The sequence below is a fragment of the Tamlana sp. 2_MG-2023 genome (assembly GCF_030548465.1).
Taxonomy (GTDB): domain Bacteria; phylum Bacteroidota; class Bacteroidia; order Flavobacteriales; family Flavobacteriaceae; genus Pseudotamlana.
Map to the genome: position 1 here is coordinate 26403 of NZ_JAUOSF010000014.1, position 21435 is coordinate 47837.

The 21435-nt window shown below is 34.8% G+C and carries 18 protein-coding genes; 7 read left to right on the forward strand and 11 right to left on the reverse strand.

What is annotated here, in order from left to right; translation table 11 throughout:
• Positions 1-42: 42 nt before the first annotated feature.
• From Q4566_RS15430 to mraZ, 5 genes are all read right to left on the reverse strand, one after another.
• On the reverse strand, positions 43-1506 hold the full coding sequence (locus Q4566_RS15430) for a UDP-N-acetylmuramoyl-L-alanyl-D-glutamate--2,6-diaminopimelate ligase (RefSeq protein WP_303423170.1): 1464 nt from the start codon (positions 1504-1506) through the stop codon (positions 43-45).
• Positions 1503-3467, reverse strand: coding sequence for a penicillin-binding protein (locus tag Q4566_RS15435; protein WP_303423208.1), 1965 nt, complete (start codon positions 3465-3467; stop codon positions 1503-1505). Before Q4566_RS15435 ends, Q4566_RS15430 begins: the two co-directional genes overlap by 4 nt.
• Before the next feature lie 63 nt (positions 3468-3530).
• The gene (locus Q4566_RS15440; protein WP_303423172.1) at positions 3531-3854 is read right to left on the reverse strand and encodes an FtsL-like putative cell division protein; all 324 of its coding nucleotides are present in this window, start codon (positions 3852-3854) and stop codon (positions 3531-3533) included.
• Entirely contained in the window at positions 3854-4753 is a 900-nt protein-coding gene (gene rsmH / locus Q4566_RS15445) for a 16S rRNA (cytosine(1402)-N(4))-methyltransferase RsmH (protein ID WP_303423174.1), read from the reverse strand. The genes Q4566_RS15440 and rsmH overlap by 1 nt, the downstream gene beginning before the upstream one ends.
• A complete protein-coding gene (mraZ, locus tag Q4566_RS15450; RefSeq protein ID WP_303423209.1) occupies positions 4740-5210 on the reverse strand; it encodes a division/cell wall cluster transcriptional repressor MraZ in 471 nt (156 codons plus the stop codon). The genes rsmH and mraZ overlap by 14 nt, the downstream gene beginning before the upstream one ends.
• A 324-nt stretch (positions 5211-5534) precedes the next feature.
• Here mraZ and Q4566_RS15455 point away from each other — a divergent pair, with 324 nt between their 5' ends.
• Together Q4566_RS15455 and yihA are read left to right on the forward strand one after the other, a co-directional pair.
• Positions 5535-6299 carry an alpha/beta fold hydrolase gene (locus Q4566_RS15455; RefSeq protein ID WP_303423176.1) on the forward strand — a complete coding sequence of 255 codons (765 nt, stop codon included), beginning with the start codon at positions 5535-5537 and terminating at the stop codon, positions 6297-6299.
• Positions 6300-6369: 70 nt separating this feature from the next.
• Positions 6370-6981: a ribosome biogenesis GTP-binding protein YihA/YsxC gene (yihA, locus tag Q4566_RS15460; protein WP_303423178.1), complete on the forward strand. Its 612-nt coding sequence runs from the start codon at positions 6370-6372 to the stop codon at positions 6979-6981.
• 39 nt (positions 6982-7020) lie between these two features.
• On the opposite strand, the gene Q4566_RS15465 is transcribed toward yihA, so the two are convergent.
• Both Q4566_RS15465 and Q4566_RS15470 read right to left on the reverse strand, forming a co-directional pair.
• Complete coding sequence (locus tag Q4566_RS15465) at positions 7021-8115, reverse strand: ABC transporter permease (protein WP_303423180.1); 1095 nt, start codon at positions 8113-8115, stop codon at positions 7021-7023.
• 9 nt (positions 8116-8124) lie between these two features.
• Complete coding sequence (locus Q4566_RS15470) at positions 8125-10290, reverse strand: carboxy terminal-processing peptidase (protein WP_368506606.1); 2166 nt, start codon at positions 10288-10290, stop codon at positions 8125-8127.
• A 151-nt stretch (positions 10291-10441) separates the two neighbouring features.
• On the opposite strand from Q4566_RS15470, the gene surE reads away from it, so the two are divergent.
• Genes surE through Q4566_RS15495 form a run of 5 tightly spaced genes read left to right on the forward strand, consistent with a single transcriptional unit; the run spans position 10442 to position 15296 of the window.
• Positions 10442-11218 carry a 5'/3'-nucleotidase SurE gene (gene surE / locus Q4566_RS15475; protein WP_303423182.1) on the forward strand — a complete coding sequence of 259 codons (777 nt, stop codon included), beginning with the start codon at positions 10442-10444 and terminating at the stop codon, positions 11216-11218.
• Complete coding sequence (locus Q4566_RS15480; protein WP_303423184.1) at positions 11211-11495, forward strand: hypothetical protein; 285 nt, start codon at positions 11211-11213, stop codon at positions 11493-11495. The genes surE and Q4566_RS15480 overlap by 8 nt, the downstream gene beginning before the upstream one ends.
• Positions 11496-11540: 45 nt before the next feature.
• The gene (gene lpxB / locus Q4566_RS15485) at positions 11541-12653 is read left to right on the forward strand and encodes a lipid-A-disaccharide synthase (protein WP_303423186.1); all 1113 of its coding nucleotides are present in this window, start codon (positions 11541-11543) and stop codon (positions 12651-12653) included.
• A gap of 7 nt (positions 12654-12660) precedes the next feature.
• Positions 12661-13233 carry a C40 family peptidase gene (locus tag Q4566_RS15490; RefSeq protein WP_303423188.1) on the forward strand — a complete coding sequence of 191 codons (573 nt, stop codon included), beginning with the start codon at positions 12661-12663 and terminating at the stop codon, positions 13231-13233.
• A gap of 23 nt (positions 13234-13256) precedes the next feature.
• On the forward strand, positions 13257-15296 hold the full coding sequence (locus tag Q4566_RS15495) for a ComEC/Rec2 family competence protein (protein WP_303423190.1): 2040 nt from the start codon (positions 13257-13259) through the stop codon (positions 15294-15296).
• Positions 15297-15306: 10 nt separating this feature from the next.
• Here Q4566_RS15495 and Q4566_RS15500 read toward each other — a convergent pair whose 3' ends face one another.
• The 4 genes from Q4566_RS15500 to Q4566_RS15515 form a co-directional block, all read right to left on the reverse strand.
• A complete protein-coding gene (locus Q4566_RS15500; RefSeq protein WP_303423192.1) occupies positions 15307-15855 on the reverse strand; it encodes a thioredoxin fold domain-containing protein in 549 nt (182 codons plus the stop codon).
• 88 nt (positions 15856-15943) lie between these two features.
• A complete protein-coding gene (locus Q4566_RS15505; protein ID WP_303423194.1) occupies positions 15944-17521 on the reverse strand; it encodes a peptide MFS transporter in 1578 nt (525 codons plus the stop codon).
• Between the two features lie 12 nt (positions 17522-17533).
• Entirely contained in the window at positions 17534-19081 is a 1548-nt protein-coding gene (locus tag Q4566_RS15510; protein WP_303423196.1) for a peptide MFS transporter, read from the reverse strand.
• Positions 19082-19128: 47 nt separating this feature from the next.
• Entirely contained in the window at positions 19129-21312 is a 2184-nt protein-coding gene (locus tag Q4566_RS15515; RefSeq protein ID WP_303423198.1) for a S9 family peptidase, read from the reverse strand.
• Positions 21313-21435: the final 123 nt, after the last annotated feature.

Below are 21435 nucleotides of genomic sequence, written 5' to 3' on the forward strand. Positions count from 1 at the left end.
TTTTTCTTTATTGAGGTTCTTTTATTTGGCCGTAAACGCCTTTTATTTTTCTAATTGTTTTAATAATTCCTGCACGGTTTCTAAATCATCAAAATGAGAGCGCACCCCATTTACCTCTTGATAAGTTTCGTGCCCCTTACCCGCTATTAAAATGATATCATTAGAATTTGCCATTTGACATGCGGTCTTAATAGCCTGTTGTCTATCTTCAATCGTGAGCGTTTTTTTGAAATTTTGAGGAGCAACCCCTGCTTCTATTTCTGTCAAGATATCTGCAGGTTTTTCACTTCTCGGATTATCACTTGTAAAAATGACTTTATCACTTAAAACTGACGCGATCTGCCCCATTTCAGGCCTTTTTGTTCTATCTCGATCACCTCCACAGCCAACAACCGTAATAAGCGCTTCATTTTTAGTACGAATACCATTTATAGTTTCTAATACATTCTTCAAGGCATCAGGGGTATGTGCATAGTCTACAATAGCCGTTATCTTTTCATTTGAAACGATGTACTGAAAACGACCACTAACACTTTTCAAATCACTTATCAATCTAAGAATCTCAACTTTTTCAAGCCCTAACAATTCCGCAGTAGCGTAAATCGCCAAAACATTGTATGCATTAAATTCTCCAATAAGACGCGTCCAAATTTCACTATCATTAACCTTTAACAACAAGCCACTAAATTGATTTTCCAAAATTTGACACTTAAAATCAGCGTATTGTTTTAAAGCGTAGGTATATTTTTTTGCTTTTGTATTTTGAAGCATGAACAAACCATTTTTGTCATCTACATTCACAACAGCAAAAGATTTTTTTGAAAGTCCGTCGAAAAACTTCTTTTTTACATCTCTGTATTCCGCAAAGGTTTTATGATAATCTAAATGATCGTGTGTTATATTGGTAAATATTCCGCCTTCAAAATGCAAACCTTCCGTTCTATGCTGATGAATACCATGAGAGCTCACTTCCATGAAACAAAACTCAACCCCTTCATCATTCATCATTTTTAAATACGAATTAATAGTTAGGGAATCTGGAGTGGTATGCGTTGCTTTATATTCCGTATTATCTACCATAATTTTCACGGTAGACAATAACCCCACTTTATAACCTGCATTTTTAAACAACTGATAAAGTAAACTAGCTACAGTTGTTTTTCCGTTCGTTCCGGTAACACCAACCAATCTCAAGTTTTCCGATGGGTTCTCATAAAAATTAGAAGCGATTACCGCCAGTGCCTTATGCGTGTTATCCACCTCAATATAGGTAATACCCTCCTTCAATTTCTCTGGCAACACTTCACATACGATACTGTTAGCGCCATTTTTAATAGCCACATCGATGAACTTGTGCCCATCAACTAAAAGTCCGTTTATAGCAACAAATAAATCGTTCGCTTTCACCGCGCGAGAATCGAAGGTTACCGCATTCACGTTTAAATTCGTTACACCGGTTACCGCATTTATAGTTACCTTATATAATATGTCTTTTAATGCGATCATGATGCTTTTAAAATTACCGTTTGATTATTCTTTAATTTCGTATTCTTAGCAATAGATTGCCCACTAACCACACCGTTACCATCTAACTGCACCTTGACATCAATCTGCATATTTTCCAGAAGGACAATAGCATCCATAGCCGGCATCCCTACTAAATTTGGCATGATCGTTTTATACGTTTGAGCGGTTTCATAAAAACCTTCATAATCCTTTTCAACTGCAATAGATTGCACCCCTAAAGATTCGACCTCATCTGTAATTGGTGTAGCCGTAAATATTTTCTGAGCGACTTTTTTAAATACAGGCCCGGAAACATCTGCTCCATAATAACCCACACTCTTATCTGGCTCATGAACTACCACGATGCATGAATACTTAGGGTTATCTGCTGGAAAATAACCTGCGAACGACGAGATGTAAGCTAGTTTTGATTTATCGGAATAATTTTTCTGACAAGTTCCTGTCTTTCCCGCCATAGAAAAATTATCTGAGTACAGCTTATGACCAGTACCATGCTCTTTATCTACTACATTTTTTAATAAAGCTTGTAACTTGCCAACAGTTTCTTCCGAACATATTTTCTCATTTATAACCTCGCTTTCAAAAGACTCTATCACCTTATCAAATTCTTTTACTTCCTTTAAAAAACGTGGCTTTACCATTACACCATTATTAGCAACAGCATTATAAAAAGTAAGTGTTTGCAAAGGCGTAAAAGAAACCCCGTAACCATAAGCCATCCACTGAAGCGCAATACCACTCCATCTGTTATTTTTAACTCTAGGATCTGGAATCACTGGATCTGGCTCGCCAATAATTGGTAAATCCAATTTTTTATTCAGACTCATGCCATACATTCGATCCACAAATTTCTCTGGATTCTTACTATACGCTTTATCTATTACCTTAACAATACCAGTGTTTGAAGACACCTCAAAAGCTCTTGAAACCGTAATTTTTCCGTAACCACCATGTTTGGAGTCACGCACCTTTTTTCTATAAAAAGTAAGTACTCCGTTTTCAGTATCAACCACATCACTGGTATCTACCACTTTATCTTCAAAAGCCGCAGCCAAAGCCATTAATTTAAATGTAGAACCTGACTCATGACTTTCACCTACAGCGTAATTCAAGCGCTCATAGTATTTACCATTTCTATTTCTTCCTAAGTTAGAAATGGCACGAATTTCACCCGTCTTGGTCTCCATTACCACAACACAGCCGTGATCAGCCTTATATTTTTCTAGTTGTTCCAAAAGCGCATGGTGTGCAATATCTTGAATATTGACATCTATAGTAGTATATACATCATACCCATCTTGAGGCTCTATTTCATTGGCATCAGTTAATGGTTTCCATTGTCCTTTTCCAATTTTTTGCTTTTTACGCTGACCATCAACACCTCTAAGATATTTTATTCCAAAAGCGCCATCAATTCCTGGGCGCGTTACATTTCCTTTATCATCTATGCGCTCGTAACCAATAGTACGTTCAGCAATACCACCCATTGGATGTTCACGCTTTGTTGTTTGCTCTACAATCAAACCACCTCCAAAAGCCCCAAACTCTAACAACGGAAACTTTCTTAATCGCACATAATCACCATAACCAATATTCCTTGCTAGCAAATAGTATCTGTTTTTATTGGCACGAGCTCTTCTAAGTTTTTTCTCTAATTGTGCAGAAGTTGTATTTCCTTTGTATTTTGAAAGCGAATCACATAATGGTTTTATGTATTTCTCGAAAGTTTTAGCTGAAGGCGTTAAGGCATCAAATCGAATATCGTATTTAGGCACTGAAGTCGCCAAAAGATTACCATTAACAGAATACACATTGCCACGATTAGCAGGAATAACCACATTTTTTACAACACGTTTTGTAGCTAAGGCTTTATATTTTTCACCTTGCACAAATTGAATCGTCAATAACTTAAACACGACAGCTACAGCGAAGATGAACATACATCCTGCTATAAAATATAAACGGTTTAATATGTTTTTATCGTTTACTGCCACTTTGTTTTTTTAATCTTTTTCTTTTGTTAATACTTTTATTTTTTGCGGGGGCGTCTCTGAAGACGACAACCCTTTTTCATTCATTACACTAACGACATGAGATTCCATTTTAAGCCTCATTAATCTGGAACGACCATCTACAAATTGTGACCGTATTTCTTTTACTTCATTTTTCAACCGCGCAATTTCATATACTTTTTTATCAGCATTATGTGAACTTGCAATCATTACTATAGCCAGACCAGAGATAAATAGAATGACACGCCAATTTTTAAACGAATCATCACTTACTAAAAAAGTACCTCTTAATATGTTATAAATACTTTTCTTCATTATTTCTTCTCTGCCAATCTTAACTTCGCGCTTCTGGCACGGTTATTAACCTTTACCTCTTCTTTTGAAGGCACAATCAATCCGTTTACTTTTTTAAGCGGAACTTCAAAATTCCCAAACATATCACGTTCAGGCTCACCTTCAAACATCCCGTTTCTAATAAAACGCTTCACCAAACGATCCTCTAGTGAGTGATAGGATATAAAACTCAATCTTCCATTATCATTCAATAACTCTGGCGTTTGCATTAAAAACTCTTTAAGCACCTCAATTTCTTGATTCACTTCTATTCTAATCGCCTGATATATTTGAGCCAACACTTTATTAGCATGACGCGGCGGTAAAAATTTACCAAGTACTTTTTTTAACTGCTCGCTTGTTACAATTGGCTCAACGGTTTCGCGATACTCTACAACCAACCTTGCCATTGCAGGAGCTGCACGCAGCTCACCATATTGAAAAAGCACATTTTTTAACTGCTCTTCTTCATACTCATTAATCACATTAAAAGCAGAAAGCGTATTGTTTTGATTCATACGCATATCCAAATCCGCTTCAAAGCGCGTTGAAAATCCGCGTTCTGCAACATCAAATTGATGCGAGGAAACTCCGAAATCAGCTAAAATACCATCAACTTTTTTCACACCGTGAAATCTCAAAAAACGCTTAATGAACCTGAAATTTTCATGAATCAAAGTAAAACGACTATCATCCAAAGCATTCTCTAAAGCATCAACATCTTGATCGAAAGCAAGGAGTTTTCCATTTTCATTCAGCCTACTTAAAATCTCCTTACTATGACCGCCACCTCCAAAAGTGACATCCACATAAACGCCGTCTGGTTTTATATTCAAACCATCAACAGATTCCTTTAACAGTACCGGATTATGATATTCCATAGTCTTCATCGTCTTGACCCATTACTTCTTCAGCTAAATCTGCAAAATCAATTGCCGCATCATCAATAGCCTGCTCATATAAATCTTTATCCCATATTTCAATAATATTGATTGCAGATGCTACAACAATGTTTTTTGAAATATTTGCAAAAACAGTTAAATCTTTCGGAATCAACAAACGCCCATTCACATCAACCTCCACCATTTTTGCTCCAGCTGTAAACCTTCTAATGAAATCGTTATTCTTCTTTTTAAACTTATTTAGCTTATTCATTTTTTGCATCAAAGCCTGCCATTCAGCCATTGGATACAACTCCAAACACTGTTGAAAAACAGAACGACGTAATACAAATCCTTCTTCTATAACTTTAGAAAGCTGCTTTTTGATCGAAGCCGGCATCATTAATCGCCCCTTCGCATCAACTTTACAATCGTATGTCCCTGTAATTAAGTCCAAAGCAGTTTTTAAAGAATCTAAACGTTTCAAAGTCAAATATATTGAAAAATATACCACTAATTACCACATTATACCACATTGTTAATAAATTCTGAACCAAAACTGCTCAAAAAACCATCATAAAAAACATAAAACCCCCACAACCGCTATATTTCAGCTTGTTAAGGCTTGTAATTTTCTATTTCGCATATTGTTAACATCTTAATTTCTTGTAATCCTTTTTAATTCAATTTCTTAGCTCATTCATTTTCGTGAAAGCAATTATTTTAGTGGATATATCAATGAAATACCTATATTTGTTTTTAATGATAGACTATTAGATTGATGACGCATCATTTAAAAAAAGAAGATAAATTCAATTATATTGAAGCCGGTGAAGGCACTCCAATCATCCTACTACACGGATTAATGGGTGGCTTAAGTAACTTTGAAGCTGTGATTGAATTTTTCAGTAATAAAGGTTATAAAGTTCTTATTCCAGAACTTCCACTATACTCATTATCTTTACTTAAAACGAACGTAAAAACCTTTGCAAATTACTTGCACGATTTTATTATTTTTAAAGGTTACGATGACGTCATACTACTGGGGAATTCACTTGGTGGGCACATTGGATTATACCACACAAAAATGTACCCAGAAAAAGTCAAAGCCCTAATAATTACCGGAAGTTCAGGTCTTTACGAAAGCGCCATGGGTAGCGGATACACAAAACGTAGTGATTACGAAGTGATTAAAAAGAAGGCTCAAGACGTGTTTTACGACCCAGAGGTTGCTACAAAAGAAATTGTTGATGAAGTTTTCGAAACCGTAAACGACCGGAACAAACTTATAAAAACTTTGGCCATTGCTAAAAGCGCCATTAGACACAACATGTCTAAGGATCTGCCTAACATGCAAACCCCGACGTGTATCATTTGGGGTAAAAATGATCAAGTCACTCCTCCTGAAGTTGGTGAGGAATTTAATGAACTTTTACCGAACTCTGATTTGTTTTGGATTGACAAATGTGGGCATGCTGCCATGATGGAGCACCCAGAAACATTTAACCAAATAATGAATGACTGGCTGGAACAAAAAGGTTTTTAAGCTTAAAATACGACTACTCCTAGAATATTAATTAAGATTCCTTTACAGGAAAAACTAAAATAAGCACGTTTTGAAAATTAAGTCTGCCGAATTTGTAATGAGTAATTCTGATGTCGAGAAATGCCCAAAAAGCAGGCTTCCAGAATATGCTTTCATAGGTCGAAGTAATGTGGGTAAGTCTTCACTTATCAATATGCTTACCAGCAGAAAGAGTTTAGCTAAAACTTCCGGGAGACCAGGAAAAACACAGCTTATCAACCATTTTTTAATTAACAAAAATTGGCACCTTGTCGATTTACCTGGATACGGCTATGCACGTGTTTCTAAGAGTTCAAAAAAGGTGTTTCAAAAGTTTATCACGCAATATTTCGGACTAAGAGAACAGCTCGTTACAGCCTTTGTTTTAGTGGATATTCGTCACACGCCACAACCTATTGACTTAGAATTTATGCAGTGGCTTGGTGAAAACGGTATTCCTTTTTCTATCATATTTACAAAAGCGGATAAACTAAAACCAAAAGCGATTGAAAACCACGTTGAAGATTATAAAAAAATATTACTAGAAACTTGGGAAGACATGCCCAACTATTTTATAACCTCATCAAGCAACGAAACTGGAAAAGATGAAGTTTTAGAATATATTGACAGCCTGAACAACAATATGGAGCTAGATAGTTTCTAAACCTACTCTATTTTACCATTTTTACTACACTAAAACTTACTAGCCTTTTACATCAAGAGCATCTCTTAAAGCATTTCCAATAAGCATAAATGCCATAACTAAGCTCATAATACACAGTCCTGGAATAATAGCTAAATAAGGTTTTCCTAAAATGATATAATTATAATGGTCTTTGATCATTGCTCCCCAACTTGCCATTGGTGATTGCGCCCCAATACCCAGAAAACTAAGTCCGCTTTCAATTAGGATTGCAGCAGCAAAATTAGCAGCAGATATCACTATAACTGGCGCCATAATATTAGGTAAAATATGCTTAGTAATAATCCTGAAATCATTATAACCCAAAGCTCTTGCCGCTGTAACATACTGCATTTCCTTGACACTAATTATTTGTCCGCGTACCACCCTAGCCACTTCTACCCACATGGTTAAGCCTACCGCAATAAAAACTTGCCAAAAACCTTTACCAAGAGCTAAAGTTATAGCTATAACTAATAATAGTGTTGGTATTGACCATGTCACGTTAATCACCCACATAATTACAGCATCCACTTTACCGCCAAAATACCCAGCTAGGCTTCCCATAAGAATACCAATAACCAATGAAATAAACACAGCTACAAAACCAATAAAAAAGGATATACGCGCTCCAACTAATACTCTACTCAACAAATCGCGACCATACTTATCTGTACCAAACAAAAAAGTTTTTTCTTTAATAAAAGCACCTAAAGATTCATTAGGGAATGCACTTAATTTTATAGATTTCTCTGCGCCTTCAATACCATCGGAGGCATATTCTTTATAAACCAAGTGCTCTTTTTTTATTTCAAATCCAGAAATTGGAATTTCAGTGTCTGTATTTTTCCTTCCGAAGAAAACCTTATCAAAAACATTTTGTTCTACCTTGATTTGAGAAGGTATAGTAAGCATAGTAACCTGAAACCCTGGCTTTTTAGAATGAATAGCTAAATGCATTTGATTAGCATGCTGAGAATTATCTGGAGCAACCACATACGCAAATACTGAAATCAACCCCACTAGAGCAATAAAGCATAAACTAAATACGCCCCAAAAGTTCTTTTTAAACTTTTGGAGCGCTAATTGTTTTAGTGATTTTGATTTATGACTCATAAAGCAACACTACTTTTTTTCTGATGCTCTATTTGTTGCTGCCACTTTTTTTGGAGGATAGGTTGATTGTAAATCTTCTAATACATTTAAAGCCTCTTCAACATAGACATCCTGACTTAAATTCTCGTGCCAGCGTTCTCTCTTTTCTTTAAGATCGGTCGTATCTTTTGTGAATAATGATTTCTCATAAGATGTTGAACTAAACGTTAGGTTTGTTTGGTAATCCGATATGGCATCAAAACGCGCAGCTTCACTTTCATTACGTTTATTCTCTGCATTGTAAGCTTCATAATTCAGCGAATAAACGCTCTCGTCAATTTTAGTTTTAACCCATTTGGCGTTTTCACCAATTAACCTCAATTGCTCATTACGCGCCATACGCTCTTTACTTCTTCTTACAGTCTCGTCATAATCATAATAGCTTTTCCATGGTGTAAATGATGCTGCATCAATTTCATCCCAAGGTAAAGGGTTCTCTTTGTCCTTCTCACCTACATCAATATAACTAAAACGACCAGGTACTTCAACATCACTTTTAACACCTTCTAATTGTACCGATCCGCCAGTAACTCTATAATATTTCTGTGTGGTAACAGCTAAGGCTCCTAAATCACCACTAGTGTTATTCCTTAACATGTTATTCAAATTAATCACATTTTGAACAGTACCTTTACCATAAGTTTGTTTACCACCTATAATAATGGCACGTTTATAATCTTGCATGGCTGCAGACATAATCTCGGAAGCTGAAGCTGAAATTTCATTGACTAAAATAACCATAGGCCCGTCCCATGTAATTGATTTATCTTTATCTTTTAAAATCTCCTTTGTTTCACCCGAAGATCGCACCTGCACTATTGGTCCGTCTTTAATAAAAAGACCCGCCATCTCTACAACAGTTGGTAAAGATCCACCACCATTATTACGTAAGTCTAAAACTAGACCTTCCATACCATCTTCTTTAAGGCGCTCTAATTCTTCCTTAACATCTTTAGCGGCATTTACATTTTTGTAATCTTTAAAATCTACGTAGAACGCAGGAAGGTTAATAACACCAAACTTTTTGCCATCCTTCTCAACGACTGATGATTTTGCATAGGTTTCCACCAACTCTACAACATCTCTTACGATCACGACATCTTTAATTGTACCATCTACTTTCTTAATGGTTAAAGTCACTTTTGTTCCTTTTGGCCCTTTGATATACTTAATAGCATCACCGATTCTCATACCAACAATACTAACCGCATGCTCTTCATATTCTTGTTTCACCTTCAGAATAACATCCTCAACGTCTAGTTTTTTACTTCTCCAAGCAGGCCCTCCTGAAATTAACTCAACAATTTTGATATAATCCATACGTTTTTGCAATCTCGCTCCAATTCCTTCAAGTTTACCTGACATACGCTGATCGAAATCTTCTTTGCTTTTAGGTGCTAAATAGTAGGTATGTGGGTCGTATTCTTCAACTATTGAATTCACATAAACAGCAAAATAATCTTCACGTTTCAAATCATCAATATTATCATGATAATGAATATCAATAGATCTTAATGTTGACTCTCGCGCTTCTTTTTCTAATTCTTCGTTTGATTTCATCACATAAGAAGGATCCTTTTCCTTAGCTAATTCTTCTTGCTTCATTAAATCATCATAATTAGAAATGGTTGAAAATTTCAACAGTTGTCTCCAACGTTCACGCATTTGCTTTTTATAGCGTACAAATGTCGTTTTGTCATAATCGGTTTCGTAACTTTCAGCTATCCTATAATCAAAAGGTTTTGAAAGCACATCTTTATACATGGCTTCACCTTCTGCAATACGTTCTAATAAACGCTCATGAACGACATCAAAAAAAGTGATTTCATTATTTTTAATCTGTTCATCTAGCAAAAACTTATACTTTTCAAAATCCTCAATATCCGAGGCGTAGAAATAACGTTTTACAGGATCTACTGCTTGAATGTAATGATTAAATAATTTTTCAGAAAATGCATCGTCTATATTTATAGGGTCAACATGCCCTTGCTCTAGTACAAAAGTTATAATTTGTATGAGTAATTTATCTTTATCTGGATTACTGAATTTTTTCGTCGTAAAACTACATGACGCAAATGCTAATAAGAACAAAAGCAAAAGCACCTTGTAATTCCTTTTCATAATTTTCTTCATCATTAAAATATTTAGTTCAATAGAGGGAATAGCTTATTTTTTCACTAAAATAAAGAAAAAACCATGCCAAGCAACTAATTTTTTGTTAAACCAAAGAAATTAAGGCTAAACAGTCGAAATTACGTATTTTAGCCCCGCTATTTAAAAGGTAAAAATGACAAAAAAACCACTTATTTTAATCACCAACGACGATGGTATTAGTGCTCCGGGAATTAGAACTTTAATTTCCGTCATGAACACCATTGGAGATGTAGTAGTTGTGGCTCCGGATAGTGCTCAAAGCGGTATGGGACATGCGATTACGTTAAATTCAACGCTTTATGCGGAAGAAGTTTTCATCAACGATGGTCCACAGAAAGAATATAGCTGTTCAGGTACACCGGCAGACTGTGTAAAAATTGCCATTCGTGAAATTTTAGACCGCAAGCCAGACCTTTGTGTTTCAGGCATTAATCACGGCTCTAACTCCTCAATAAATGTGATTTATTCAGGAACCATGAGTGCAGCCATTGAAGCCGGAGTTGAAGGCATTCCTGCCATAGGCTTTTCTCTTTTAGACTACAGCTGGAATGCTAATTTTGAAGCCTGCGAAACCTACGTAAAAACCATTACAGAAAATGTTTTAAAGCATGGTATTCCTAACGGGGTTGTTCTTAATGTCAACCTGCCTAATATCCCTAAAAAGGACATTAAAGGCATTAAAATTTGTAGACAAGCAAAAGCAAATTGGGTGGAAAAATTTGACAAACGCCAAACACCTCAAGGCAAAGATTATTATTGGCTTACCGGTAAATTTGTTAATTTAGATGGCGGAGAAGATACCGATGAGTGGGCTCTTGAGAACGGATATGTTTCTATTGTTCCTACACAATTTGATTTAACAGCTCATCATTTTATTAAAGACTTAAACACATGGAATTTAAATGATTAAAAAAGATGTTTTTATCGGAATGCTAATTGGCCTTATTGCTAATAGCATTGGGTTATATTTGACAGCAACATTATTAGGGCAAGGTGACGACTTTATAACCGTAATTAAAGCAGCTGCTGAAGAAGGTTTTCTTGGAAAACTTATTAGTTTAGGGGCCATTTTAAACCTTATTGCCTTTTTTGTTTTTATAAGAAAACGACAAGATTACAAGGCTAGAGGTGTTTTATTAATAACGGTTTTTATAGCTGTTTTCACGTTTATCTTTAAACTGTTTTAAACGAATAATCTCGATCTGTTTTTTGACTAAAACCATGTTAATATTATGAAATATTATATCATAGCTGGAGAAGCGTCGGGCGACTTACACGGATCTAACCTTATTAAGGCGTTACATCACACAGATGTACACGCCGACATAAGATGTTGGGGCGGAGATCTTATGCAAGAAGCTGGAGGAGATTTAGTAAAACACTACAAGGAACGTGCTTTCATGGGGTTTTCTGAGGTTATTATGAACCTTAACAAAATCTTCAAATTAATTTCCTTTTGTAAAAGCGACATTGAAACTTTCAAACCAGATGTTATTGTTTTTATTGATAATTCAGGGTTTAATTTACGTATAGCCAAATGGGCTAAAGAAAATGGTTTTAGAACAAATTACTATATTTCTCCACAAGTTTGGGCTTCAAGAGCAAGCAGAGTTCCCGCTATAAAACGTGATATTGATAAGATGTTCGTTATTCTACCTTTTGTAAAAAGTTTTTACAAAAAGTACGATTATGATGTGGACTTTGTTGGACATCCGCTAATTGATGCTATAGCCAACAGAGATCAAATAAATGAATTTGATTTTAGAAAAACACACAGCCTTAGCGACAAACCTATTATTGCCCTGTTACCAGGAAGTAGAAAGCAAGAAATCACAAAAATGCTTGATGTCATGTTGAGTCTCGTTGATAATTATTCTGATTATCAATTTGTAATTGCCGGCGCACCTAGTCAAGAACATGAATTTTACAAAACATTTATAAAGTCGGAGAACGTTAAGTTCATAGCAAACAAAACCTATGATTTATTAAGCATTTCCTATGCAGCACTCGTTACTTCGGGTACAGCAACATTGGAAACCGCATTATTTAAAGTACCGCAAGTTGTGTGCTATAGAGCGAGCAACATTTCTTACCAAATTGCTAAACGTATTATCACTTTAAAATTTATTTCTTTAGTGAATCTGATCATGGATCGCGAAGTGGTAACCGAGTTGATTCAAAATGATTTCAATAAAAAAAGGCTTAGTGAAGAACTTAATAAAATTTTAGATGACAATTTTCGTGAGAAGCAATTTTTAGATTATTATGAATTAGAACGCGCTTTAGGCGGAAAAGGAGCAAGCCAAAAAACAGCACAATTAATTTACGACGGTATTAAAGCCTAATTTTTATATGAAAAAAAATCTCATCCTTATTCTTTGTATTATTTGTTTTAGCAATTGTAAATCATCAAAACGAGCTAAAAAAAACAATACTGTTACAGCACAACATACTAACATAAAAGATCACCCTAACGTCCCTGCTGATTACGAAATTATACCCAGAGAAGAGAAATCTTCGAGAAAAAAAGAATCTTCAAAATCGCAAGCAGATTACATTATTGATTATGCTTTAGAGTTTGAAGGAACGCGTTACAAATGGGGAGGCACCACAAAATCTGGAATGGATTGCTCAGGTTTAGTATTTGAATCTTTTAGAAACCATGACATCTTATTACCTAGAATATCTAGGGACATGGCAAAAAAAGGCACGAAAATTTCATTAAAAAAAGTAAACACGGGTGATTTGTTGTTCTTTAAAACGGGTGGCCGAAGAAATTCTATAAACCATGTAGGTCTTATTACAGCCATAAGAAATAATGATATTGAGTTTATACACGCCACAAGTAGTAAAGGCGTTATTGTTTCTCATTTAAACGAAAAATACTGGTTAAACGCTTTCGAAGAAGCTAGACGTGTTTTGTAGGATATTTTGTATATTTCGTAGCAATGAAGCTACTTAATTTTACGATTATTAAATTAACCGTTTGCCTAGTTTTTGGCATCCTCATTGGTTACTATTATCCAACATCTGTTTTATTCATATTAGGTTTTACACTAGTTTCACTTTTCCTAGTTTTTATTTCCTATCTGTTTGCGAGACATCAGTTTCAAAAAAACATATGGTTTGGACTTTCAGCCTCTATTACAATGATTAGTATTGGGGCTTTAACAGTACAATTTCATAATCAGAAAAATTTCCAGAATCATTATTCATATCAAGTTTCCACAAACAGCGATACTTTAAAAACCATTACTTTCAGAATAAAAGAAGTACTAAAACCTGGAACTTACCATGATAAATATATCATTGATATCCTTGCCATTAACAACATTAAAGTTAGCGGAAAATCATTACTAAATATAGAAAAAGACAGTGTAGCCTCCACTCTACTGATTGATGAAACATTTATAACTAGAACCTTGTTTAAAGATTTAAACAAATCCCTAAACCCACATCAATTTAATTACAAAAACTACTTAGAAAAGCAATACATCTATCATCAGCTACAACTTAATTCTAGAGAACTCTTAAGGATTAATTCTGAAGAACATACCATTTTTGGACTTGCAGACAACATTAGAAGACATATAAACAATAGCCTCAAATCATATCATTTTAACCAGAACCAAGGCGCTATTATCAACGCACTTTTATTGGGGCAGCGTCAAGATATTAGCAAAGAAATTTATAGTGATTACACGAATGCAGGAGCTATTCATATTCTAGCTATTTCGGGTTTGCATATAGGAATTCTTTTAATGCTTTTAAATTTTGTTTTAATACCACTAGAACGTTTTAAATACGGTAAAATCATAAAAACAATATTGCTAGTTTGTCTTTTATGGAGCTTTGCTGTGATAGCAGGATTATCGGCTTCGGTGACTCGAGCAGTAACTATGTTTAGTATTATTACGATAGCTTTAAACCTTAAACGTCCCACAAACATATTCAACACTTTAGCAATAAGCATGTTTGTCATATTACTTTTTAAACCGCTATTTATATTTGATGTTGGTTTTCAGTTGAGTTATCTCGCCGTTTTTTCCATTGTAACCATCGATCCTCATTTGTATAAACTATGGCAACCAAAAAATTACATTCTAAATCTTTACTGGCACACCTTTACAGTAACCGTAGCCGCTCAAATAGGAATAATCCCTTTAAGCTTATACTATTTTCATCAATTCCCTGGGTTGTTCTTTATTTCAAACTTGATAATCATTCCATTTTTAGGCGTTATTTTAGGCTTCGGAATTATAGTCATTCTTTTAGCCTCCCTTAACTTGCTCCCTGTTTTTATTGCCGATATATTCGGAAACATAATCAGCTTAATGAATACTTTAATGCATTGGATTTCGAATCAGGAAGCTTTCATTTTTAAAGAAATCTCATTCAGTTTAATCTATGTTTTCCTTACATATTTGACAATCATAGCATGCTTCAGATTTTCTCTTAAAAGAAACAAGAAATATTTAGTGTTCCTTCTGGCAACCGTTTTACTCCTTCAATCTTCATGGATTTACAACAAACTACAGCTTCCTTCCCATGAATTTATCATCTTTCATAAAAGCAGGCACAGTTTGTTAGGAAATTCATCAAACAACAAAGCGTACTTTGCACATGATTTAGATAGCATTACAGCATTGAAGGATCATATTATTAGCAATTACATGATAGGTAGCGGGATAAAGTCTATTGGCAAGGATAGCTTTAGAAATGCTTATCAACTCAAAAATAAAACCTTATTTATCATTGATAGCTTAGGTCTTTACAATGTAAAAACATTACATCCCGATTATATATTACTTAGACAATCGCCACGAATTAATTTAGATAGATTAATTGATTCTTTAAAACCTAAACACATTATCGCTGATGGGAGTAATTATAAATCTTATGTGAATCGCTGGGAACGTATTTGTAAAAAAAGAAAGCTCCCTTTTCACCAAACTGCTAAAAAGGGAGCTTTTATAATAAAATATTAAATCTTCTTAGTTAACTTTTAAATTCTGATTTAAAGGTTTTATAGTACTCCGCAAACTGTTCTTGCGTGGTAATGTTTTTGTGATCGTCTTTGTAAAACATTTTTAAATACAACTCCAATTGTTCTGGTGTCTGGTAACCACGTATAGGGGCAATCACATCTGATTTTTCATCAAAAAACACCACAGTTGGGTAAGCGCTAACTTGTAAATAACGGGTTAATTCATGAGCTGAATTCCTTCTACTCGCCAATTTCGGATCATACTTTGGGTTAGAAAAAGTCTTCCCTTTATAATCTACTTTCGCATTCCCTTCCGCATTAAATTTTACAGCATAATAATTTTCATTAACATAGGCCGCCACATCACTATTTTGAAAGGTGTTTTTATCTAACATCTTACAAGGTCCACACCAGTTGGTATAAACGTCCATCATAATTTTTTTTGGTGTCTTTTTTTGAAGCTCTAGTGCTTCACTAAGACTTATCCAATTGACTTCTTGAGCAACAGCCTTAAAACTAATTAAACCAATAACTAAAGTAAATAATACAATCTTTTTCATAATCTTATTTGTTGTAAAACGAGTTCCGAACTTACAAAAAATGCTCCTATTTTGGAGCATCCTTTATAAAATTTATGTTTTACGGTGCTTATTTTACACCATGCATTAATTTTTTCATCACTGGTGTTAGTCCCATTACAATTAATCCCGCCACAACAGGAACAATAGTAAAAATCAGGAAAAACGTTGTTAAATCGTATTGAGCGGTAATTTTATCAATCATACCTCCCATAGTTCCGGCTGCCTTATTTCCAAGTCCAATGGCAATATACCAAAGACCAAACATCATACCTATTTTTGCTGCTGGCACCAATTTACTCACATAAGATAAGCCTACCGGAGACAATGAAAGTTCTCCTAGAGTATGTAATAAATAGGCCAAAATCAACCATATAATACTTACTGAAGCGGTTTGCGCCCCTTGCGGAATCCCTGCAGAACCATAAGCTAAAATACCAAAACCTAATCCGAGTAATACTAAACCTATACCGAATTTAACCGTTGCTGGTGGATTGTATTTACTTTCCCAAATTTTTGAGATTAGCGGTGCAAAAGCGATAATATAAAATGAATTTAAAATAGAGAACCAAGACGCTGGTACTTCAGTTTCAACTTCTGAAAATTGATTTTTAAGCATCCAAATTACAATGCCCCAAATAATTACAAAACTAGTTCCTAAGAAAATATTTGATAACGCATATTTACTGAAAGTAATTCTAAATAATTGCCACAACACATAGGTAATTATTAAAAGCGGCACCACAGTAAGCAGTGTGTTCGCCACTCTAAAAATATTGGCGGCATTACCTTCTAAAACACGATCGGTGTAATCTGCCGCAAAAATGGTCATGGAGCCACCAGCTTGTTCAAAGGCTGCCCAAAAGAAAATAGTAAAAAAGGCCAAAACTCCAACCACAATATAACGATCACGTTGTACATTGGCAGGTACTACTTCTTCCTCTATAACCGGATCTTCGCTTTTTGTTTCGATGGCATCATCATATTCTAATGAATCTGATGGCGACAATCCAATTCGACCAAAAATCTTTTGAGAAAACCAAAATTGTAGCATACCAAAAAACATAAAGATTCCTGCTAAACCAAATCCGTAATGCCATCCCACCATTTCACCTATATAACCGCAAAGTAAAATACCTAAGAAAGCTCCGGCATTTACACCCATATAAAATATGGTAAAAGCACCATCCTTTTTATCCTGTGCATTTTTATAAACCCCATTAATAATAGAAGTAATATTCGGTTTAAATAATCCGTTACCTGCTACTAATAATCCTATTCCTAAATATAAACTCCATGGTGTATCTAAGGCCATGGCTGCATGACCTGAAGTCATAATAAATGCGCCTATAGCAACAGCTTTTCTATATCCTAGAAACTTATCGGCTAAAAAACCTCCTAAAATTGGAGAAAAATAAACCAACATGGTATAAGTTCCATAAAGCCCTAGAGCTTCTTCCCTAGACCAAGCCCAACCACCATCAATAATAGAAGATGTTAAAAATAGCACTAAAATAGCACGCATACCGTAATAAGAAAAGCGCTCCCACATTTCGGTAAAAAATAAAACAAATAAACCAGATGGGTGCCCCATTAAAAGTTTACGGTTCATGTCGGAACCTTCAAATCTTACTTTAGTCATTTCCATTAAATATGTGTTTTAGTTTTCTGCGATTTCGATTTCTTCTGCTTCAATTACATGTTCATTATCTTCAGCACCATGAGTTAATCTTTTTAATGGTTTCAGTATTAAAATAAATAGACCACCTATGATGACTGTAAATATAAAGATGCCTGAAAAGATGGCAAATTCACCAAAATCTGAAGCTGATTCTCCTAGAATTCCAGCGACTTTATTTCCTAAACCTGAAGACGCGAAATAAACCCCCATCATTAAGGATGCATATTTTGCAGGGGCTAATTTTGTTATAAAGGATAATGCCACTGGCGATAAACATAATTCACCAATGGTATGAAAAAGATATGCAAGAACTAACCAAAGCATGCTTGAAGATCCCGATTTTTCAAATTCCATCACCGCAAATACCATAAATAGAAATCCGAAGCCCATGATGATGATACCCGTAGCCATTTTAAATAAAGAAGAGGCCTCTTTGCCTTTTAACTTTCGTTTTGCCCAAAGGCTTGCTACTAAAGTTGCAAAAATGATTATGAAGCCTGCATTTAAACTTTGAAACATAATGGTTGGCACTTGCCACCCGAATAACATGCGATCTGTTTTCGTATCTGTGTAAATGTTCATTAATCCTCCAGCCTGTTCAAAAGCACCCCAGAAGATAATTACCATAATAAATGAAAGTAATAATACAATAAAGCGATCTTTAAAAACTTGTGTTTCTAGCTCTCTATAAATCATCATTAAAAGTGCAGCAATAGCCGCTAAGAATAGGAATAATAAACCATAACCCCAATCCATAAAATACCAACCAACAAATGAAGCTGTTACTAAGATTGCTGTAATAAATAGTTGTTTTGGAGATTGTAATAATTTGCCATATAACTTACCGTAAGACACTTCATCATCTGCATTGGTCGCTTCAGTGTGATTACCTACTTGTGCTAAGTATTTTTGACCACCGATATAGTTAATTAGGCCTAAAACCATAACTACTCCAGCCAATCCAAATCCGGCGTGCCAACCATAATTAGCAACTACAAAACCAACAATTAAGGTCGCTAAAAGTGAACCTAAATTTATACCGATATAGAAAATACTAAAGCCTTTATCGCGACGAATATCGCCCTGTTGGTATAAACCTCCAACCATAGTCGAAATGTTTGGTTTCAACAATCCAACACCAACAATGACCAAACCTAAACCTGTATAAAAAGCCCAAATATCGGTAAGCACTAGAACACCGTGCCCTAAACAGAGGATAATAGCGCCGTAGAGTACGGCTTTTTTCTGACCGATTAACTTATCGGCAATCATACCTCCAGGGATTGCAATAATATAAACTAACATCGTGTACCAGCCATATAAAGCTAGCGCTTCTTTACTGGTCCAACCTAAACCAACTCCTCTAGTATCATCCCCTAAAGTCGAAGCTGTCATGTATAAAACCAAAATGGCCCGCATTCCATAATACGAAAAACGTTCCCACATTTCGGTTAAAAATAAAATATACAAGCCAATAGGTTGGCCAAACAATTCTTTTTGATGTGGTTTTACTACCGTATCTGCCATAATGAATTTTTGAGTTGGTTATTATTTTTAGTGGTTATTTATTAAAGTTACTCTATTAATTTTTCAAATACAAAATCCGACATTTTTTTAAATAAGTGTAATCTTGTATTTCCGCCATAAATTCCATGGTTTTTATCTGGATAAATAGCCCAATCAAACTGCTTATCGGCTTGAATTAATGCTTCTACCAAGCGCATAGTGTTTTGAACATGTACATTATCATCGGCCGAACCATGGATTAAAAGAAAATCTCCTTTTAATTTATCTACATGATTAATTGGTGAATTTTCATCGTAGCCACTAGCATTTTCCTGAGGTGTTGTCATGTAACGTTCGGTATAAATCGAATCATAAAAACGCCAACTTGTAACAGGAGCAACTGCCACAGCCATTGTAAACACATCATTACCTTTAAACAAACAGTTGCTACTCATAAAGCCACCAAAGCTCCATCCCCAAATACCAATTCTAGTCTCATCAATATACGACAATTCAGCTAATGTTTTTGCTGCTTGTATTTGATCTTCTACTTCGTATTTCCCTAATTCCTTTTGGGTTACCTTCTTGAATTCAGCACCTTTAAAACCCGTTCCACGGCCATCTACACAGACCACAACAATACCTTTTTGTGCTAAGTATTGATACCAATAATCATTTGCAGAATGCCATGAATTAGCAACTTCCTGAGATCCTGGCCCCGAATATTGCGTCATAAATAATGGATATTTCTTGCTTGCGTCGAAATTGGCTGGTTTGATCATCCACATGTTCAAATCGTTACCATTTACTGCCAGCGTACTAAACTCTTTTTCTGAAAGGTTATAAGCCGAAATACTTTGAGATAAAGCCGCATTATCCTTAATGTTTTTAATAACCTCACCAGATTTTGAATTGTTTAATGTAAATTCTGGAGGTGTTGAAGCGTTTGAGAACGTATTAATGAAGTATGAAAAATCAGCACTAAAAGCGGCTTCATTAGTACCTTCTTTTGATGATAAACGCTTTTTACTTCGTCCGTTAAGTTTGATAGCATAAACATCTCGATTAATCGAACCATTTTCAACAGATTGGTAATAAATCACATCTTTGTCTTCGTTGTATCCATAGTAATCGGTCACTTCCCAGTTGCCCTTAGTGACTTGATTAATGAGTTCACCTTTTCTATCGTAATGATAAATGTGATTGAAACCGTCCTTTTCACTAGTCCAAATAAAACTATTGTCTTCTAAGAATGTTAAGTTATCGGTAACATCTACATAGGCTTTATCAGTTTCAGCTAAAATTAAATCTGCTGAATTCTTTTTCGTATTAATCGCCCATAAATCCAACTCATTTTGATGTCTATTTAAGAACTGAGCACTTAATACATCCGCATCATTTGTCCATTTTATTCTTGGAATATAAAAATCTTCATATTTTTTAGTTACTGGTAAGTCTGAAAGTTTTCCGGCTTGCAAATCATATAAATGCAGTGACACTTTTGAATTTGCCTCCCCTGCTTTTGGATATTTAAAAACCTGCTGTGTTTGGTAAAGATCTGTTCCGTAAACGTCCATTGAAAATTCAGGAACTTCAGATTCATTAAACCTAATAAAAGCGATTTTATTACTAGCAGCATTCCAGTCGAAAGCTCGAACAAAAGCAAATTCTTCTTCGTAAACCCAATCGGTAATACCGTTTATAATTTTATTTTTTTCACCATCAAAGGTTATTTGCCTCGTTTCATCTGAAACCAAATCCTTCACATATAAATTGTTGTTCTTTGCAAAGGCTACTTTTTGACCATCTGGCGAAAAGGTTGGTTCTTGAATACCATCTTCTGAAATAAGAGATAAGGTTTCAGATTGAATATCATACACATAATAATGCCCAACAGACGAGCGTCTATAAATAGGCTGTTCATTACTAGCCAAAAGCACTTTTTGCTCATCAGCGCTAAAGGTATAATTTGTGAAATAAGCCAATTCCTCTAAATCTGAAGAACTCACTAAGGTTTTTACCTTTTCTAAAGTTTTATAATCGTAAATATCTACAGAAGTACTTCGTGTAGCGCGATCGAAATTTAATACAGAATATTGCTGTCCGTTTGACATAGAATGCAAAACATCCATGTATTCAGTTCTAAAACTGCCGTTTTTCCAAATGTCTTCAAGAGTAATGTCTTTGTTTTGTGCTGAAAGAAAAGAAGTTATAAATAAACAAACACAAAGTGATAATTTCAGGTAATTCATGTAGTATTTTCAATTGATTTTAAGAAGCACATGAAACGTCTAAAAAGCCATAATTTGTAAGATAAAAATTAGTCGATTGTAGGCATTTCAATAAAAAAATATTTTTTCTTCAAAATGAACTCA

What these genes read in the sequence shown, in the direction of transcription:
- Q4566_RS15435 (WP_303423208.1), bottom strand. Translation starts at nt 3,467, where the DNA reads ATGTTCATCTTCGCTGTAGCTGTCGTGTTTAAGTTATTGACGATTCAA.
- Q4566_RS15455 (WP_303423176.1), top strand. Translation starts at nt 5,535, where the DNA reads ATGACGCATCATTTAAAAAAAGAAGATAAATTCAATTATATTGAAGCC.
- Q4566_RS15490 (WP_303423188.1), top strand. Translation starts at nt 12,661, where the DNA reads ATGAAAAAAAATCTCATCCTTATTCTTTGTATTATTTGTTTTAGCAAT.
- Q4566_RS15495 (WP_303423190.1), top strand. Translation starts at nt 13,257, where the DNA reads ATGAAGCTACTTAATTTTACGATTATTAAATTAACCGTTTGCCTAGTT.
- Q4566_RS15440 (WP_303423172.1), bottom strand. Translation starts at nt 3,854, where the DNA reads ATGAAGAAAAGTATTTATAACATATTAAGAGGTACTTTTTTAGTAAGT.
- lpxB (WP_303423186.1), top strand. Translation starts at nt 11,541, where the DNA reads ATGAAATATTATATCATAGCTGGAGAAGCGTCGGGCGACTTACACGGA.
- Q4566_RS15480 (WP_303423184.1), top strand. Translation starts at nt 11,211, where the DNA reads ATGATTAAAAAAGATGTTTTTATCGGAATGCTAATTGGCCTTATTGCT.
- surE (WP_303423182.1), top strand. Translation starts at nt 10,442, where the DNA reads ATGACAAAAAAACCACTTATTTTAATCACCAACGACGATGGTATTAGT.
- Q4566_RS15470 (WP_368506606.1), bottom strand. Translation starts at nt 10,290, where the DNA reads ATGATGAAGAAAATTATGAAAAGGAATTACAAGGTGCTTTTGCTTTTG.
- rsmH (WP_303423174.1), bottom strand. Translation starts at nt 4,753, where the DNA reads ATGGAATATCATAATCCGGTACTGTTAAAGGAATCTGTTGATGGTTTG.
- Q4566_RS15515 (WP_303423198.1), bottom strand. Translation starts at nt 21,312, where the DNA reads ATGAATTACCTGAAATTATCACTTTGTGTTTGTTTATTTATAACTTCT.
- Q4566_RS15500 (WP_303423192.1), bottom strand. Translation starts at nt 15,855, where the DNA reads ATGAAAAAGATTGTATTATTTACTTTAGTTATTGGTTTAATTAGTTTT.
- Q4566_RS15510 (WP_303423196.1), bottom strand. Translation starts at nt 19,081, where the DNA reads ATGGCAGATACGGTAGTAAAACCACATCAAAAAGAATTGTTTGGCCAA.
- Q4566_RS15505 (WP_303423194.1), bottom strand. Translation starts at nt 17,521, where the DNA reads ATGGAAATGACTAAAGTAAGATTTGAAGGTTCCGACATGAACCGTAAA.
- Q4566_RS15465 (WP_303423180.1), bottom strand. Translation starts at nt 8,115, where the DNA reads ATGAGTCATAAATCAAAATCACTAAAACAATTAGCGCTCCAAAAGTTT.
- Q4566_RS15430 (WP_303423170.1), bottom strand. Translation starts at nt 1,506, where the DNA reads ATGATCGCATTAAAAGACATATTATATAAGGTAACTATAAATGCGGTA.